This is a genomic window from Bradyrhizobium sp. 22, from assembly GCF_000482425.1.
GTDB lineage: Bacteria > Pseudomonadota > Alphaproteobacteria > Rhizobiales > Xanthobacteraceae > Bradyrhizobium > Bradyrhizobium japonicum_B.
On sequence record NZ_KI519399.1, the window covers coordinates 1,243,228 to 1,260,007 of the forward strand.

A 16,780-nucleotide genomic window follows, 5' to 3' on the forward strand; every position below is an offset into this window, starting at 1 on the left:
CGATGCGCCATCTGTCTGGACTGCTGCTGGCCGCTGGCCTCTCGCTCGCCGCCGGCGCGGCGAGCGCGCATCCGCATGTCTGGATCACCGCCACCAGCGAGCTGCTCTATGCTGCGGACGGCACCATCACTGGCGTCCGCCACGCCTGGACCTTCGACGACATGTTCTCGACCTATGCGGTGCAGGGGCTCGAGAGCAAGACCAAGGGCGCCTATACGCGCGAGGAGCTGGGGCCGTTGGCGCAGACCAATGTCGAGTCGCTGAAGGAATATGCCTACTTCACCTTCGCGCGAGCGGACGGCAAGAAGGAGCGATTTCAGGAGCCGGTCGACTATTTCCTCGACTACAAGGATACGGTGCTGACCCTGCACTTCACGCTGCCGCTGAAGAACCCGGTCAAGCCCAAGCAGCTGGTGCTCGAAGTGTTCGACCGTTCGTTCTTCATCGACTTCAAGATGGCCAAGGACCATCCGGTCAAGCTGGTCGGCGCGCCCGCCGGCTGCCAGATGAAGCTTGACCGGCCGGGCGACGGCACCGCGACCGCGCAGAAGCTCAACGAGCAGACCTTCATGAATGGCGAGAACACCAATTTCGGCGCGATGTTCGCCAACAAGATCACGGTGGATTGCCCTTGAAGCCGCCACTCCCTCCGCTTGCCCGCTGGCTGCTCGCCTGCACCGCCGTCCTGCTGGCGATCAGCGTGGCCGATGCCGCGCTCCATCACGTCCTCGCGCAGAATCCGTTCGGCGCGCCGCGCCCGGCGCAGGCCGCCGAGCCCGAAGCCAGCGGCATCATCGGCTGGCTGCTGGCCAAACAGTCGGAATTCTATCGGCAGATGTCGTCCACGATCCGCGCCGCGAAATCCGACGGCTCGGCGGTGTGGACGCTGCTCTTCATCTCGTTCGCCTACGGCATCTTCCACGCCGCCGGCCCCGGCCACGGCAAGGCGGTGATCGCGTCCTATCTCGTCGCCAACCGCGAGACCGCACGGCGCGGCATCGCGCTGTCGTTCGCCTCGGCGCTGATGCAGTCGCTGGTGGCGATCCTCATCGTCGGCATCTCGGCCTGGGTCCTGAATGCGACCGCCAAGACCATGTGCAAGGCCGAAGGGGTGATCGAGATCGCGAGCTACGCCCTGATCGCGCTGTTCGGGCTGCGCCTGGTCTGGGTCAAGGGGCGCACCTTCATCCGGGCGCTGCAGGCGGCCCAGCCGGTGCCGGCGATCGCCGGCGTGCCGCACCATCATGATCATCACCATCATCATGATGCCCACGATCATCACGGCCACGATCATCATCACCACGATCACGGCCATGCGCACGCCGATGCCCATCACGGACATGGCCACGTTCATGACGAGCATTGCGGCCATTCCCACGGCCCCACGCCGAGCGAGCTCTCCGGTCCCGGCGGCTGGCAGCGTGGATTTGCCGCGATCCTCACCGTCGGCATCCGTCCCTGCTCCGGCGCCATCCTGGTGCTGGTGTTCGCGCTCGCCCAGGGCCTGTTCTGGGCCGGCATCGCCGCGACCTTCCTGATGGGGCTCGGCACCGCGATCACGGTCGCGGCCATCGCGGTCGTGGCCGTCTCCGCCAAGGACATCGCCGCGCGCCTCAGCGCCGGGCGCGACGGCGGCGGCGCGCTGTTCATGCGCGGCATCGAATTCGCGGCCGCCGGCGTCGTGCTGCTGTTCGGCGCGGGCCTGCTGTTCGGCTACATCGCCGCCGAGCGGACAACGTGTTTTTGAGGGTGCTCTTTCTTACCCTCCCCTGGAGGGGGAGGGTCGCTGCGCATGAAGCGAAGCGCAATGCGTAGCGGGGTGGGGTGACGGTCTCTCCACATCCAACAGTGCCCGAGGGGAGAGATCACCCCACCCCGCTCGCGCTGCGCGCGATCGACCCTCCCCCTCCAGGGGAGGGTAGAAGCGCGGCGCAGCGTCGTAGCTCCGCCTTTGCGAAATCCCTCCGGTCCGCTATTCAGTCTTTCAATCAACAAGAACGCTCGGGGACTCCATGTCGCGCGAACAATTCTGGTTCTTCCACCCGTTCCGGGTGCGCTATTCCGAGATCGACGGGCAGGGCGTCGTCTTCAACGCGCATTATTTGACCTATTTCGATACCACCATCACCGAATATTTCCGCGCGCTCGGCTTTGACCAGTATGCGGATGCGCAGGCGAGCGGCATCGATTTCCACGTCGTCAAATCGCTGATCGAGTACAAGGCGCCTGTTAGGTTCGACTGGGAGCTCGACGTTGGCGCGCGCGTGGCGCGGATCGGCAATTCCAGTCTCGTCTTCGAGCTCGCCATCTTCCTGAAGGGCGGCACCGAGGCGCTGGTGACCGGCGAGATCGTCTGGGTCTACACCAACCAGGAGACCCACCGTCCCGTCACGATCCCGGCATCCATGCGGGCGCTGATCGCGACGCGGGAGCGGCATCTGGCGGCGAGAGACCTCACACCGGCAGGAACCGCTTCAGGGCCGGCATGAAGAAGATCCCGAGATTGATCGCAAAGCCGGCGGTCCATAGGATCGAGCGCAGCGTCGGCCGGTTGCCGAGATAGGTCAGCACATAGGCGAGGCGGACGATGAGGAAGAGGGCTGCGAGTTCGTCGACGAGGCGTTGCGGCGAATCTCGGTATTCGGCGAGCAGCACCGCGAAGGCGAAGAACGGGAAGGTCTCGATGCCGTTCTGGTGCGCGCCGAGCGCGCGCTGCGAGAGGGGATCCTCGTAGAAGGCAGGGTCGCGCGGCCGGGAATTGTCGAAGCGGCGAAACCTGATCCATTTGACCGCGGCGATCGTAGACAGATAGAGCAGCAGCGCTCCAAAGACGCACCATTCCGCGAGTGTCATCGTCGTTCCTCGGCCTGGGTGCGACCCTAACGAAATCGGCCTCATCTTGACAAGTTCGAACCAAAGCGCGACCCACACAGCCATGACCAGCGTCGTCCCCATCGAGACCGGAAGATCAGCCGCTCAATCCGCGTTGCCGCGCGTCGGCGTGCTCCTGGTCAATCTCGGCACGCCCGACACCGCCGATGCGCCGGGCGTGCGGGTCTATCTGAAGGAGTTCCTCAGCGACGCCCGCGTCATCGAGGACCAGGGCCTGATCTGGAAAGCCGTGCTGAACGGCATCATCCTGCGCAGCCGCCCCCGCACCAAGGCGCTCGACTACCAGAAGATCTGGAACACCGAGAAGAACGAGTCGCCGCTGAAGACCATCACGCGGTCGCAAGCCGACAAGCTGGCGGCCTCGCTGTCCGACTACGCCCACGTCGTGGTGGACTGGGCGATGCGCTACGGCAATCCCTCGATCAAGTCGGGCATCGACGCCCTGATCGCGAAAGGCTGCGAGCGCATCCTGGCGGTGCCCCTGTATCCGCAATACTCCGCCTCGACCTCGGCGACCGTCTGCGACGAAGTGTTCCGCGTGCTCGCGCGCCTGCGCAACCAGCCGACGCTGCGGGTGACGCCGCCCTATTATGAGGACGCGGCCTATATCGAGGCGCTCGCGAGCTCGATCGAGACCCATCTGGCGAGCCTGCCGTTCAAGCCGGAGCTGATCGTGGCGTCCTTCCACGGCATGCCGAAATCCTATGTCGAGAAGGGCGATCCCTATCAGCAGCACTGCATCGCCACCACCGAGGCGCTGCGCCGCAGGCTCGGCATGGACGAGACTAAGCTGCTGCTGACCTTCCAGTCGCGCTTCGGCAATGCCGAGTGGCTGCAGCCCTATACCGACAAGACCATGGAGCGGCTCGCCAAGGAAGGCGTGCGCCGCATCGCGGTGGTGACGCCGGGCTTTTCCGCCGACTGCCTGGAGACGCTGGAGGAGATCGCGCAGGAGAACGCCGAGATCTTCAAGCACAATGGCGGCGAGCAGTTTTCCGCGATTCCCTGCCTCAACGACAGCCAGCCCGGCATGGACGTGATCCGCAGCCTGGTGCTGCGCGAGCTCCAGGGCTGGATCTGACGTTGCGCCTGGGTGGTGATGCCGACGTTACTCGCGACCGCTGAACCGGTAGGGTATCGATCCCGACCAATGACAACGCGGGAAAGGCCTTTTCCTGCCTTGGAGGAAATATGAGCGGTTTCGATATTTTCGCGATTGTTCTCGTCCTGCTCGTCATCGTCACGCTGGTGGCCGGCGTCAAGACGGTGCCGCAGGGCTATGACTGGACCATCGAGCGGTTCGGCAAATACACGCAGACGCTGAGCCCCGGCCTCAACCTGATCGTGCCCTATTTCGATCGCGTCGGGCGCAAGATCAACATGATGGAGCAGGTGATCGACATTCCCGAGCAGGAGGTGATCACCAAGGACAACGCCACCGTGACGGTGGACGGCGTCGCCTTCTACCAGGTGTTCGACGCCGCGAAGGCGAGCTACGAGGTCGCCAACCTGACCCAGGCCATCACGGTGCTGACCATGACCAACATCCGCTCGGTGATGGGCTCGATGGACCTCGACCAGGTGCTGTCGCATCGCGACGAGATCAACGAGCGCCTGCTCCGCGTTGTCGATGCCGCGGTCTCGCCATGGGGCGTCAAGGTCAACCGCATCGAGATCAAGGATATCGTGCCGCCCGCCGACCTGGTCGAGGCCATGGGCCGGCAGATGAAGGCCGAGCGCGTCAAGCGTGCCGACATTCTCGCCGCCGAAGGCCAGCGCCAGTCCGAGATCCTGCGCGCCGAGGGCGCCAAGCAGGGCCAGATCCTCCAGGCCGAAGGCCGCCGCGAGGCCGCCTTCCGCGACGCCGAGGCACGCGAGCGTTCGGCGGAGGCGGAAGCGAAGGCCACGCAGATGGTGAGCGAAGCCATTGCCAAGGGCGATGTTGCCGCGTTGAACTATTTCATTGCCGACAAATATATCAAGGCGTTCGGCCAGTTCGCGGAAGCGCCGAACCAGAAGATCATCATGCTGCCGATCGAGGCCACGAGCATGCTCGGTTCGCTCGCCGGCATCGGCGAGATCGCCAAGGCGACGTTCGGCGAGAGCGCGGCCTCGGGGTCCGCCGCCGCCCGCCGCCCCGGCTCGGTGCCTCCGACCGGCAGCACGCCGCCGGCGGTGCCGCCGCGGCAGGGATAGTCACCGGCGCATGACCCTTCGCCAGGGCCTGCGCCAATGATGGAAGGTCGCGTCATGACCGACATGTTCGTATCGCTCGGCACCTGGAACTGGCTCATCTTCGGCTTCATCCTGATGGCGCTGGAGGTGCTGGCGCCGGGCATTTTCCTGTTCTGGTTGGGGCTGGCCGCGCTGCTGGTCGGGCTGATCTCGTTCGCCGTGACCACGTCCTGGCAGCTGCAGCTGGTGATGTTCGCTTTGTTCACCGCCGCCGCCGTGGCGGTGTGGCGTCGCCTGGCCAGGCCGAAGCCGGATGCGAGCGCCAGCCCCTTCCTCAACAAGCGCGCCGAGGCCTTGCTCGGGCGTGAGTTCACGCTGGAGAAGCCGATCATCGACGGCAGCGGCACCATGCGCATCGGCGACACCGTGTGGCGCGTGGCAGGCCCCGACACGCCCGCGGGAACGCGGGTGAAGGTGGTGCAGGTCGATGGCGCCAACCTGACGGTCGCCGCGGCGTGAGGATTCTTCGCCTCTCCCCGCGCGCGGGGAGAGGTCGGATTGCATCGCAGATGCAATCCGGGTGAGAGGGACTCTCCGCGAGTCCATCTTTCACCGTCTGCGCGGAGGCTTCCCCTCACCCCGACCCTCTCCCCGCAAGCGGGGAGAGGGGGAAGAGCTCTTCCACCTCTCCGCAAACCGGTGCAGCGGCATGACCATCTCGCACAAGTCCTGCCCGAGCGCCGTCAGCCCATAACCTCCGCCTTCGCCAAGCTCGACGAATCCCGCCTCGCGCAGCTCCGTCAGCCGTGCCTGCAGCACCGTCGGCGAGGCCTCGTCGCAGGCGGTGCGCAATGCGCGGGAGGTGAGGGGCCCGCCGCGCAACTCCCACAATATCCGCAGGCTCCAGCGCCGGCCGAGCAGGTCGAGCAGCGCCATGATCGGTCGTCCGGTGCGCGAGCCCCGCACCGGGGGCGTCCTAGTGTCTGCCTGCTTGGCCATCCTGCCCTCTTGCGGTTTGCTACAAATAATGTAGCGTTATGCTACGGTAATTGTAGCAACGAAGGACGGCTGATGTCCCCATCCACGCCGCGCATTGCGCCGCTCACTCCGCCTTATCCCCCGGAGATCCAGGCGCAGTTCGACCGCATCATGCGCGGCGCGCCGCCGCTGCTGCTGTTCCGGGTGATGGCGGCCCACGGCCGCGCCTGGGACAAGTTTCGTGCCGGCGGCCTGCTCGATCCCGGCCCGCTCTCACTGCGCCAGCGCGAGATCGTCATCGACCGCACCTGTGCGCTGAACAAGTGCGAATATGAATGGGGCGTGCATGTCGCCGTCTTCGCCGCGCCGGCGAAGCTCACCGAGGACGAGATCTGCGCGACCGTGCACGGCGATGCGATGTCGGCCTGCTGGTCACCGGCGGAGCAGGCCCTGATCGCAGCCGTCGACGCGCTGCACGCCCGTGCGACGCTGGATGACGAGGAATTTGCCGCGCTCTCCGCCCACTATGACGAGGCGCAGATCCTGGAGATCATGCTGCTGTGCGGCTTCTATCGCACGGTGTCGTACCTGGCGAACGGGCTGCGGCTGCCGCTGGAAGGCAACGCCGCGCGGTTTCCGGCGCCGCTCTGACCGCCGTCATTGCGCTTGCAATGCCGAGAAAGGAGCTGCGGCGGCCATACCTCGCTGTCATTCCGGGGCACGCGGAGCGTGAACCGGAATCTCGAGATTCCGGGTTCGATGCTTCGCATCGCCCCGGAATGACGGTTCTTGAACTACGCCACGCCCGCCCGCAGCAGGTCGTGCAGATGCACGATGCCGACAACCTTGCGGGCCTCGGTGACGACCAGCGTCGTGATCTTGCGGGTGTTCAGCACCTCGATCATCTCGGTGGCGAGCATCGAGGGCGGCACCGTCTTCGGCTGCCTGGTCATGATGTCGTCGACCGCCATGGTCAGCAGGTCGGGCCGCATGTTGATATGGCGGCGCAGATCGCCGTCGGTGATGATGCCCGCGATGCCGCCGGCCTCATTGACGATGCAGACGCAGCCGAGGCCCTTGGCCGACATCTCGACCACGGCGTCCGACATCTTGGTGCCGAGCGGCTTGACCGGGATTTCCGCGCCCGTGCGCATGTAGTCGCGGACGAATTTCAGCATCGCGCCCAGCTTGCCGCCGGGGTGGAAATGCGCGAACTCCAGCGCGGTGAAGCCGCGGCCTTCGAGCAGCGCGATCGCGAGCGCGTCGCCGATCGCCGCCTGCATCAGCGTCGAGGTCGTCGGCGCCAGATTGTGCGGGCAGGCCTCGCGCGCCTTTGGCAGCTCGATCACGATGTCGGCGGCCTGGCCCAGCGACGACGACGCGTTCGAGGTCACCGCGATCATGGGAATGGCGAAGCGCGCCGAATAGTTCACGAGGTTCTTCATCTCCGGCTGCTCGCCGGACCAGGACAGCGCCATGATGACGTCGTCGGTGGTGATCATGCCGAGATCGCCATGGCCGGCCTCGGCGGCGTGCACGAAGAACGCGGGTGTGCCGGTCGAGGCCAGCGTCGCGGCGATCTTGCGCCCCATATGGCCTGATTTGCCGAGCCCGGTGACGATAACGCGGCCCTTGGCGTTGCGGATCAGCTCGACCGCTCTGGCAAAGGTCTCGCCCAGCGGGCCGCGCAGAGCGGCTGCGAGCGCGTTGATGCCGCTGCTCTCCGTCTCCAGGGTGCGGAGTGCGGATTCGACGCTGTCGGGGAGAGGGCCGGATGATGCGGTCATCAGCGGTTTCGAACTCGGCATGCTCTGGTCCAGGAAGGAGGGGGCGTTCGCCCGTCGGCGCCTCATTAGCACGCCGGGGCTCCGGAGGCGACGCGCGCGCCTGGGCCCTCAACCGGTCATTAACCATAATTGTTTTAACTCCATTAACGATGGTTCCCGCCAGCCGGTGGGCGCGATCGCGAAAGTATTTGATTTCGTTGGAGTTATTCCATCGTGGGGTCGTCTCCTGGCACCGGCCGGAGCAAACGCGCGCAATTCCTGCGCGCGGCTTTGCCGTGTCTTGTCCCCTGCCTTGCGCTGACGGCTCTCGAAACTGCCCCCGCGGTTGCCCAGAGCCTCACGCCCGATCTGTTCAATCCCAACCGCGGCGGCTTCGCCTCGCCCGAGACGCTGCCGACCCGCCGCACGGCGGGCGTGCCGCAGGCGCCGTCGGATGCGTTGCCGGCGTTGCCCGATCCAAGTGCCGATCCGCGCAAGGCGCGCGAGAGGCCGGCTGCCTCCCGCATCGGCCAGGTCCCGACTTACGGCCTTCCCGCCGCCACCGGCGCGAGCGGCTCCGGCTACGATTCGCTCAACCGCAAGCGACAGCAGCCCAAGCTCTATCCCGGCCAGCCGAAGCCGAAGCGCGCGGCCGGTCCCGGCTCGCCGGTGCCGACCACGGCGCCGCCGCCGCCCACACTCGGCCTGCCGAAGATTGCACCGCCGCCGTCTGCGTCCGCGAACAAGGCGCCGGTGCCGGCGGCGATGGCGGGCACCGTGCCCGGCCAGCCGCTGCGCCGCCGCCTCAAGGCGGATGACGATCCGTTCGGAGCCGTCGGCGACTATGCCGGCAGCTTCCTGATCAAGGGCGGGCTCGAACTGTCCACCGGCTACGACACCAATCCGACGCGCCTCAACAAGCCCGTGGGGTCGCCAGCCTATGTCGTCGCGCCGGATCTCCTGGTGATGTCCGACTGGGAGCGCCACGCGCTGGTGGCCGACCTGCGCGGCTCGTTCTCAGGCTACACCAACAATATGCCGGCGACGATCAACGGTCTTGCCTCGCCTTCGCCGGTCGAGGCCAACCGCCCGGATTTCACCGGCCATGTCGACGGCCGGCTCGACGTCGACCGCGACCTCAAGCTGACCTCGCAGCTGCGCCTGCGCCTCGCCACCGACAATCCCGGCAGCCCGAACGTGCAGGCCGGCCTGCAAAGATATCCCGTTTATGCCGCCTACGGCACCACGGTCGGCTTCGACCAGACCTTCAATCGCTTCCAGGTCGCCGCCGGCGCCACCGTCGATCGCACCGCCTATACGGATTCCAAGCTCACCGACGGCTCGACCTTCAGCAACGACGACCGCAACTTCAACCAATATGGCGGCGTCGGGCGTTTCTCCTACGATCTGAAGCCGGGGCTGAAGCCGTTCGTCGAGATTCAGGGCGACACCCGCGTCCACGACCAGGCCGCCGACCGCAACGGCTACTTCCGCGATTCAAACGGCGGCTACGCCAAGGTCGGCTCGTCCTTCGAGTTCTCGCGCATCCTCACCGGCGAAATCTCGGTCGGTTATGCCGCGCGCAACTACACCGACCCGCGCCTCAGCCAGCTCGCAGGCTTTCTCACCACGGGCTCGCTGATCTGGAACGCGAGCGGGCTGACCACGGTGAAGTTCTTCACCGACACGCAGATCGCCGAGACCACGGTCGCCGGCTCCTCCGGCGTCCTGGTGCGCACCTATTCGGCCGAAGTCGATCACGACTTCCGCCGCTGGCTCACTGCCGTCGGCAAGTTCACCTACGGCACGCTCGACTACCAGGGCCAGAACCGCAACGACAAGACCTACTCGTTCGAGAGCAATTTGATCTACAAGCTCAACCGCAACATCTGGGTCAAGGGCACGCTGCGGCATGACATCCTGGAGTCGAGCGTCGCGGGCTCGAGCTCGCAGGGGACGGTGGTGCTGGTCGGGGTGAGGTTGCAGAATTAGGGGCGCCTGCTTGCGCGTGAGACGAAGCCGAAGGCACCGCTTTCTCCGATCGTCATTCCGGGGGCGCGCCATTTGGCGCGAACCCGGAATCCATCGAGCGTCGGCGTATGTGGATAGATGGATTCCGGGCTCGCGCTTCGCGCGCCCCGGAATGACTGGGTCAACTACCTCGGCAGGTCCGTCTTCCCCATCAGGAACGTGTCGATCGACCGTGCACACAGCCGGCCCTCGCGGATGGCCCAGACCACGAGCGACTGGCCGCGGCGCATGTCGCCGGCGGAGAACACGTTGGGACGCGAGGTCTGGTAGTCCAGCGTGTTGGCCTTGACGTTGCCGCGCGGGTCAAGCTCGACCGAGAGCAGCTTCAAGAGGCCCTCGTGCACGGGATGGACGAAGCCCATCGCCAGCAGGACCAGCTCGGCCTCGAGCTCGAACTCGGTGCCGGCAATCGGCTTGAACTTGTCGTCGACGTGCACGCAGTGCAGCTTCTTGACCTTGCCGTCCTCGCCGGAAAACTTCTGCGTCAGCACGGCGTATTCGCGCACCGCGCCTTCGGCCTGACTGGAGGAGGTCCGCATCTTCAGCGGCCAGTTCGGCCAGGTCAGGCCCTTGTTCTCGCGCTCGGGCGGGGCGGGCATGATCTCGAGCTGGGTCACCGAGAGCGCGCCCTGGCGCAGCGAGGTGCCGATGCAGTCAGAGCCGGTGTCGCCGCCACCGATGACGACGACGTGCTTGCCGCCGGCCAATATCTCCTGGACGCCGCCGAGCGGCTCATTCGAGACGCGGCGGTTCTGCTGCGGCAGGAAGTCCATGGCGTAGTGGATGCCGGCGAGCTCGCGGCCGGGGATTGGCAAATCGCGCGGGGCTTCCGCACCGCCGGTCAGCGCCACCGCGTCGTACTCGTTGAGCATCTCGCGCGGATCGACATTGCCGTCCGCGCCGACATGGCTGTTGTAATGGAAGGTGACGCCTTCGGCCTCCATCTGGGTGATCCGGCGGTCGATGACGCCCTTCTCCATCTTGAAGTCGGGGATGCCGTAGCGCAGCAGGCCGCCGGCCTTGGCGTACTTCTCGTAGACGTGCACGTCGTGGCCGGCGCGTGCCAGCTGCTGGGCGCAGGCCATGCCGGCCGGCCCTGCGCCGATCACGGCGACCTTCTTGCCGGTCTTGTGCGCGGCGACTTCAGGCTTCAGCCAGCCATTGTCCCAGGCGCGGTCGACGATGGCGCATTCGATGGTCTTGATGGTGACCGGGTTGTCGTCGATGTTGAGCGTGCAGGACGCCTCGCACGGCGCCGGGCAGATGCGGCCCGTGAACTCCGGGAAATTGTTGGTCGAGTGCAGATTGCGCGAGGCTTCTTCCCAATTGCCCTGGTAGACGAGGTCGTTCCAGTCGGGGATCTGGTTGTTGACGGGGCAGCCGGGCGTGCCGGGCGCGACCGAGCCGGTGCCGTGGCAATAGGGAATGCCGCAATTCATGCAGCGCGCAGCCTGGTCGCGCACCTCTTTCTCGGAGAGGGGAACGACGAATTCCTTGTAATGCTTCACGCGCTCGGCAACCGGGGTGTACTTGCGGTCGCGCCGTTCGATTTCGAGAAAACCCGTGATCTTGCCCATTAAACCCGAAGTCCCTGCCGCTTAGTTTTCTTTACCGTCGTTCCGGGATGCGCGCGTCGCGCGCAGACCCGGAACCTCGAGGTTATCTTTGCGAGATTCCGGGTTCGCGCTGCGCGCGCCCCGGAATGACGCGAGTTGGAAACTACGCCCCGATCGCGATTTTCGGCTCGGCGTCCGCGTTGGCGGCCATTTCGCGCAGCGCGCGCCGGTACTCGACCGGCATCACCTTGCGGAATTTGGGCAGCCATTCCTTCCAATTGGCGAGGATGTCGGCGGCACGCTTGGAGCCGGTGGCCTTCGCATGGCGCGAGATCAGCACGTGCAGCCGCTCGACGTCGGAGGCGAGCAGGTTCTTGAACACGTCGACCCGGCCGTGCGCCTCGAGGTCGCCGGCGTGGTGATAGGTGCCGGCGTTGATCAACTCCTCGGACAGCACCGGTTCGAGCTCAACCATGCTGAGATTGCACAGCTTGTCGAAGTCGCCGGTCTCGTCGAGCACATAGGCGATGCCGCCGGACATGCCGGCCGCGAAGTTGCGCCCGGTCTTGCCGAGCACGACCACGATGCCGCCGGTCATGTATTCGCAGCAATGATCGCCCGCGCCCTCGACCACGGCGACCGCGCCCGAATTGCGCACGGCAAAGCGCTCGCCAGCGATGCCGCGGAAATAGCACTCGCCCTCGATCGCGCCGTACATCACGGTGTTGCCGACGATGATGCTCTCCTCCGGCACGATGCCGGAGTTCTTCGGCGGCTTGACGATGATCTTGCCGCCCGAAAGGCCTTTGCCGACGTAGTCGTTGCCTTCGCCTTCGAGCTCGAAGGTGACGCCGTGGGCGAGCCAGGCGCCGAAGGCCTGGCCGGCGGTGCCCTTGAGGCTGACATGGATGGTGTCGTGCGGCAGGCCGGCATGGCCGTAGATCTTGGCGACGGCACCGGACAGCATCGCGCCCGCCGAGCGGTTGGTGCTGTTGATGCTGGCCTCGATCTTCACCGGCGCGCCGCGGTCGAGCGCAGGCTGGGCCTGCTCGATCAGCGAGCGGTCGAGCACCGCCTCCAGATGATGGTTCTGGCGCTCGGAGTGATAGATCTTCTGGCCCTTCTCTTCCTTCTGCTTGACGAACAGCTTGGAGAAGTCGAGGCCCTTGGCCTTCCAATGTGCGACCAGCTTGGTCTGGTCGAGCAGCTGCACCTGGCCGACCATCTCGTTGAAGGTGCGGAAACCGAGCGAGGCCATGATCTCGCGGACTTCCTCCGCGACGAAGAAGAAGTAGTTGATGACGTGCTCGGGCTGGCCGGTGAAGCGCTTGCGCAGGACGGGATCCTGGGTCGCGACGCCGACCGGGCAGGTGTTGAGATGGCACTTGCGCATCATGATGCAGCCGGCCGCGATCAGCGGCGCGGTGGCAAAGCCGAACTCGTCGGCGCCCAGCAGCGCGCCGATCACGACGTCACGGCCGGTGCGGAAGCCGCCGTCGACCTGGACCACGATGCGGCTGCGCAGCCGCTCGCGCACCAGGGTCTGGTGGGTTTCGGCGAGGCCGATCTCCCACGGCGAGCCGGCATGCTTGATCGAGGTCAGCGGCGAAGCGCCGGTGCCGCCCTCGAAGCCCGCGATGGTGACATGGTCGGCGCGCGCCTTGGCAACGCCCGCGGCCACCGTGCCGACACCGATCTCGGAGACCAGCTTGACCGAGACGTCGCCCGTCGGGTTGACGTTCTTGAGGTCGTAGATCAGCTGCGCCAGATCCTCGATCGAATAGATGTCGTGGTGCGGCGGCGGCGAGATCAGGCCGACGCCCGGCGTCGAGTGCCGGACCTTGGCGATGGTCGCGTCGACCTTGTGGCCGGGCAGCTGGCCGCCTTCGCCGGGCTTGGCACCCTGCGCCATCTTGATCTGCATCATGTCGGAATTGACCAGATATTCCGTGGTGACGCCGAAGCGGCCCGAGGCGACCTGCTTGATCGCCGAGCGCATGGAATCGCCGTTCGGCATCGGCTTGAAGCGGTCGGCTTCCTCGCCGCCTTCGCCGGTGTTCGACTTGCCGCCGATCCGGTTCATGGCGATCGCGAGCGTGGTGTGTGCCTCGCGCGAGATCGAGCCGAAGCTCATCGCACCCGTGGCGAAGCGCTTGACGATATCCTTGGCCGGCTCGACCTGGTCGAGCGGGATCGGCTTGCGCTTCTCTTCCTCCGCGTTCTTGATCCGGAACAGGCCGCGCAGCGTCAGCAAACGCTCCGACTGCTCGTTGAGGATCTTGGCGAAGGCGCGGTAGCGCTCCTGCGAATTGCCGCGGGCGGCGTGCTGCAGCAGCGACACCGACTCGGCGGTCCAGGCATGGTCCTCGCCGCGGCTGCGATAGGCATATTCGCCGCCGACATCGAGCGCGTTCTTGTAGACCTGCGCCTCGCCGAACGCGTCGGCATGACGCCGCACCGCTTCCTCGGCGATCTCGGCAAGGCCGACGCCCTCGACGCGGGTATGCGTGCCGGCAAAGAACTTGGCGACGAAGTCGGCCTTGAGGCCGACGGCGTCGAAGATCTGAGCGCCGCAATAGGACTGGTAGGTCGAGATGCCCATCTTGGACATCACCTTGAGCAGGCCCTTGCCGATCGACTTGATGTAGCGCTTGACGATTTCGTAGTCGTCGAGCGAGCCGGGCAGGCGATCCTTCATCGCGATGATGGTCTCGAACGCGAGGTAAGGATTGATCGCCTCCGCGCCGTAGCCCGCCAGACAGGCGAAGTGGTGCACTTCGCGCGGCTCGCCGGATTCGACGACGAGGCCGACCGAGGTGCGCAAACCGGTGCGGATCAGGTGATGATGCACCGAGGCACAGGCCAGCAGCGACGGGATCGGCACCCGGTCGGTGCCGACCATGCGGTCGGACAGGATGATGATGTTGACGCCCTCGCGCACCGCGCTCTCGGCGCGCGCGCAGAGCTCGTCCAGCACCTGGTCCATGCCGGCCGCGCCGAGACCGGCGTGGAAGGTCGTGTCCAGCGTCCGCGACTTGAAGTGGGTGTCGGCCACGTCGGAGATCGAGCGGATCTTTTCCAGGTCCGCGTCGGTCAGGATCGGCTGGCGTACTTCGAGACGCTTGGTGGTGGCCATGCCCTGCAGGTCGAACAGGTTCGGCCGCGGTCCGATGATGGAGACAAGGCTCATCACCAGCTCCTCGCGGATCGGGTCGATCGGCGGGTTGGTGACCTGCGCGAAGTTCTGCTTGAAGTAGGTGAACAGCGGCTTGGCCTTGTCCGACAGCGCCGAGATCGGCGTGTCGTTGCCCATCGAGCCCGCCGCCTCTTCGCCGGTGGCCGCCATCGGCGTCATCAGGATGGCGATGTCTTCCTGGCTGTAGCCGAACGCCTGTTGGCGGTCGAGCAGCGACAAATTGGAGCGCACGCCTGTGGTCGGGACCTTCGGCAGCTCTTCCAGCACGATCTGGGTCCGCTCCAGCCACTCCTTGTAGGGATGGCTCTTGGCGAGCTCGGCCTTGATCTCGTCGTCGGGAATGAGGCGACCCTGCTCGAGGTCGACCAGCAGCATCTTGCCGGGCTGCAAGCGCCACTTGGTGACGATCTGGTCCTCGGGGATGGTCAGCACGCCCATCTCGGACGCCATCACGATGCGGTCGTCCTTGGTGACGAGATAGCGCGCGGGCCTGAGGCCGTTGCGGTCGAGCGTGGCGCCGATCTGGCGGCCGTCGGTGAAGGCGATCGCGGCGGGGCCGTCCCACGGCTCCATCAGCGCGGCATGATATTCGTAGAAGGCGCGGCGCTTCTCGTCCATCAGCGGATTGCCGGCCCACGCCTCCGGAATCATCATCATGACGGCGTGCGGCAGCGAGTAGCCGCCCTGCACCAGGAATTCGAGCGCGTTGTCGAAGCAGGCGGTGTCCGACTGTCCCTCATAGGAGATCGGCCAGAGCCGGTTGATGTCCTTGCCGTACAGCTCGGAGCTCACCGAAGCCTGCCGCGCCGCCATCCAGTTGGTGTTGCCGCGCAGCGTGTTGATCTCGCCGTTGTGCGCGATCATGCGGTAGGGATGCGCCAGCGACCATGCCGGGAAGGTGTTGGTCGAGAAGCGCTGGTGCACCAGCGCGAGCGCGCTCTCGAAGTCCTTCTCGTGCAGATCGGGATAATACTTGCCGAGCTGGTCGGCGAGGAACATGCCCTTGTAGATCACGGTGCGGCAGGACATCGAGCAGGGGTAATAGCCCGCAAGCCCGCGGTCGCGCCGCTGGTAGATCGCCTGCGAGATCGACTTGCGCAGGATGTAGAGCCGGCGCTCGAACTCGTCCTCGGTCTTGGCGGTGCCGTTGCGGCCGATGAACACCTGCATGCAGGCGGGCTCGGTCGGCTTCACGGTGACGCCGAGCGAGGAATTGTCGGTCGGTACGGCGCGCCAGCCGAGCAGGGTCAGGCCCTCTTCCTTGATTTGGTCGGCGATGATGCTCTTGATGACGGTGCGCCAGGCCGTGTCGCGCGGCATGAACAGCGCGCCGATGGCGTATTCGCCGGGCGCCGGTAGCGTAAAGCCAAGCTCCTTGGCCTTGCGGCTGAAGAAGGCGTGCGGGATCTGCACCAGAATGCCGGCGCCGTCACCGGCGCGCGGGTCGGCGCCGACGGCGCCGCGATGCTCGAGATTGCAGAGGATGCTCAGCGCGTCCGAGACGATCTCGTGCGACTTCTTGCCCTTGATGTTGGCGATGAAGCCGACGCCGCAGCTGTCCTTCTCCAGGCTCGGATCGTACAGGCCTTCGGCTTCGGGGCGCCAATTGTGCTCCTGAATCGGTGAGGTGATCGGATCGGTCGTTTTCGAGGCGACCGTCGCCGACAGCTGTTCTGCCACGATGTTTCCGCGCTCGAATTGCGACCCGTTCATTGTTCCTGTCCTCTCCGTGCGGCAAGCTGTCTCACCGCCATCTTCGGCGCACCTTGGGCGTTCCGCGGCACCCGCCTCTGGGTTACCGCTCGTCCTTTGCGAGCCGCATTTTCTTAAATTCAGGCCTAGGCGTTCTTCGTCCCCGAGAACGGCTTTGCCTGGTACCTTCCTGGGTCCCGAGAGCACCAGAATTCGCTGCAATCCCTGTGCCGGGATCGCGAGCAAAATTGAGACAGTCTTCCTGTCCTAACCATCACCTTGCCAAATTTTTGTCTAGCACACAAGCGTGCGGAAGTCCCGATTCCCCTCAAGTCGATCAATCGCTTTCCAAAAGTTGCGCGGCCGCGGTTTTGAAGGGAACGCGCCCTGATCCGGCCCTGTAGACGCCGAAATCCTCAATGAAGCTTCGCCTTGGCCCTTCGAACCGAGCGCCGCGCCGTCAGAAGCGAAAGAGCGCGAGGCATCCGGGGCCT

The 16,780-nt window shown here is 65.8% G+C and carries 13 protein-coding genes; 8 read left to right on the plus strand and 5 right to left on the minus strand.

Translation table 11 applies throughout. From position 1 onward, the window contains the following. The first annotated feature begins 2 nt into the window (after positions 1-2). The 3 genes from K410_RS0107190 (at position 3) to K410_RS36575 (ending at position 2,489) form a co-directional block, all read left to right on the plus strand. Positions 3-635 (plus strand): DUF1007 family protein, encoded by a 633-nt coding sequence (locus tag K410_RS0107190; RefSeq protein WP_028134218.1) that lies wholly within the window; start codon positions 3-5, stop codon positions 633-635. After that, positions 632-1,747 carry a nickel/cobalt transporter gene (locus K410_RS0107195; RefSeq protein WP_028134219.1) on the plus strand — a complete coding sequence of 372 codons (1,116 nt, stop codon included), beginning with the start codon at positions 632-634 and terminating at the stop codon, positions 1,745-1,747. Before K410_RS0107190 ends, K410_RS0107195 begins: the two co-directional genes overlap by 4 nt. Before the next feature lie 265 nt (positions 1,748-2,012). After that, the gene (locus K410_RS36575) at positions 2,013-2,489 is read left to right on the plus strand and encodes an acyl-CoA thioesterase (protein WP_049819958.1); all 477 of its coding nucleotides are present in this window, start codon (positions 2,013-2,015) and stop codon (positions 2,487-2,489) included. Here K410_RS36575 and K410_RS0107205 read toward each other — a convergent pair. Continuing rightward, positions 2,455-2,853 carry an MAPEG family protein gene (locus tag K410_RS0107205; RefSeq protein ID WP_028134220.1) on the minus strand — a complete coding sequence of 133 codons (399 nt, stop codon included), beginning with the start codon at positions 2,851-2,853 and terminating at the stop codon, positions 2,455-2,457. The genes K410_RS36575 and K410_RS0107205 overlap by 35 nt on opposite strands. A gap of 82 nt (positions 2,854-2,935) precedes the next feature. Between K410_RS0107205 and hemH the strand changes: the two genes are divergently transcribed. The 3 genes from hemH to K410_RS0107220 all read left to right on the plus strand — a co-directional run bounded on the left by hemH (position 2,936) and on the right by K410_RS0107220 (position 5,586). Next, a complete protein-coding gene (gene hemH / locus K410_RS0107210) occupies positions 2,936-3,973 on the plus strand; it encodes a ferrochelatase (protein ID WP_028134221.1) in 1,038 nt (345 codons plus the stop codon). Between the two features lie 110 nt (positions 3,974-4,083). Further along, positions 4,084-5,088 carry an SPFH domain-containing protein gene (locus tag K410_RS0107215; protein ID WP_028134222.1) on the plus strand — a complete coding sequence of 335 codons (1,005 nt, stop codon included), beginning with the start codon at positions 4,084-4,086 and terminating at the stop codon, positions 5,086-5,088. A 54-nt stretch (positions 5,089-5,142) separates the two neighbouring features. Then, a complete protein-coding gene (locus K410_RS0107220) occupies positions 5,143-5,586 on the plus strand; it encodes an NfeD family protein (RefSeq protein WP_028134223.1) in 444 nt (147 codons plus the stop codon). Positions 5,587-5,676: 90 nt separating this feature from the next. Here the strand turns inward: K410_RS0107220 and K410_RS36580 are convergent, their stop codons facing one another. Beyond that, a complete protein-coding gene (locus K410_RS36580) occupies positions 5,677-6,066 on the minus strand; it encodes a winged helix-turn-helix transcriptional regulator (protein WP_049819959.1) in 390 nt (129 codons plus the stop codon). Positions 6,067-6,138: 72 nt separating this feature from the next. Here K410_RS36580 and K410_RS0107230 point away from each other — a divergent pair, with 72 nt between their 5' ends. Beyond that, positions 6,139-6,696, plus strand: coding sequence for a carboxymuconolactone decarboxylase family protein (locus K410_RS0107230; protein WP_028134224.1), 558 nt, complete (start codon positions 6,139-6,141; stop codon positions 6,694-6,696). A gap of 143 nt (positions 6,697-6,839) precedes the next feature. Here K410_RS0107230 and K410_RS0107235 read toward each other — a convergent pair whose 3' ends face one another. Then, positions 6,840-7,853 (minus strand): KpsF/GutQ family sugar-phosphate isomerase, encoded by a 1,014-nt coding sequence (locus K410_RS0107235; RefSeq protein ID WP_028134225.1) that lies wholly within the window; start codon positions 7,851-7,853, stop codon positions 6,840-6,842. Between the two features lie 192 nt (positions 7,854-8,045). On the opposite strand from K410_RS0107235, the gene K410_RS0107240 reads away from it, so the two are divergent. Continuing rightward, complete coding sequence (locus K410_RS0107240; RefSeq protein WP_028134226.1) at positions 8,046-9,803, plus strand: outer membrane beta-barrel protein; 1,758 nt, start codon at positions 8,046-8,048, stop codon at positions 9,801-9,803. A 164-nt stretch (positions 9,804-9,967) separates the two neighbouring features. Here the strand turns inward: K410_RS0107240 and K410_RS0107245 are convergent, their stop codons facing one another. Together K410_RS0107245 and gltB are read right to left on the minus strand one after the other, a co-directional pair. Further along, positions 9,968-11,419: a glutamate synthase subunit beta gene (locus tag K410_RS0107245; protein ID WP_028134227.1), complete on the minus strand. Its 1,452-nt coding sequence runs from the start codon at positions 11,417-11,419 to the stop codon at positions 9,968-9,970. A 142-nt stretch (positions 11,420-11,561) separates the two neighbouring features. Further along, positions 11,562-16,307, minus strand: coding sequence for a glutamate synthase large subunit (gene gltB / locus K410_RS0107250; protein ID WP_028134228.1), 4,746 nt, complete (start codon positions 16,305-16,307; stop codon positions 11,562-11,564). Positions 16,308-16,780 lie beyond the last annotated feature (473 nt).

Excerpts from the sequence above, each read along its gene's own strand:
- K410_RS0107190 (WP_028134218.1), top strand. The coding sequence starts at position 3 with ATGCGCCATCTGTCTGGACTGCTGCTGGCCGCTGGCCTCTCGCTCGCC.
- K410_RS36575 (WP_049819958.1), top strand. The coding sequence starts at position 2,013 with ATGTCGCGCGAACAATTCTGGTTCTTCCACCCGTTCCGGGTGCGCTAT.
- K410_RS0107205 (WP_028134220.1), bottom strand. The coding sequence starts at position 2,853 with ATGACACTCGCGGAATGGTGCGTCTTTGGAGCGCTGCTGCTCTATCTG.
- hemH (WP_028134221.1), top strand. The coding sequence starts at position 2,936 with ATGACCAGCGTCGTCCCCATCGAGACCGGAAGATCAGCCGCTCAATCC.
- K410_RS0107215 (WP_028134222.1), top strand. The coding sequence starts at position 4,084 with ATGAGCGGTTTCGATATTTTCGCGATTGTTCTCGTCCTGCTCGTCATC.
- K410_RS0107220 (WP_028134223.1), top strand. The coding sequence starts at position 5,143 with ATGACCGACATGTTCGTATCGCTCGGCACCTGGAACTGGCTCATCTTC.
- K410_RS36580 (WP_049819959.1), bottom strand. The coding sequence starts at position 6,066 with ATGGCCAAGCAGGCAGACACTAGGACGCCCCCGGTGCGGGGCTCGCGC.
- K410_RS0107230 (WP_028134224.1), top strand. The coding sequence starts at position 6,139 with ATGTCCCCATCCACGCCGCGCATTGCGCCGCTCACTCCGCCTTATCCC.
- K410_RS0107235 (WP_028134225.1), bottom strand. The coding sequence starts at position 7,853 with ATGCCGAGTTCGAAACCGCTGATGACCGCATCATCCGGCCCTCTCCCC.
- K410_RS0107245 (WP_028134227.1), bottom strand. The coding sequence starts at position 11,419 with ATGGGCAAGATCACGGGTTTTCTCGAAATCGAACGGCGCGACCGCAAG.
- gltB (WP_028134228.1), bottom strand. The coding sequence starts at position 16,307 with ATGAACGGGTCGCAATTCGAGCGCGGAAACATCGTGGCAGAACAGCTG.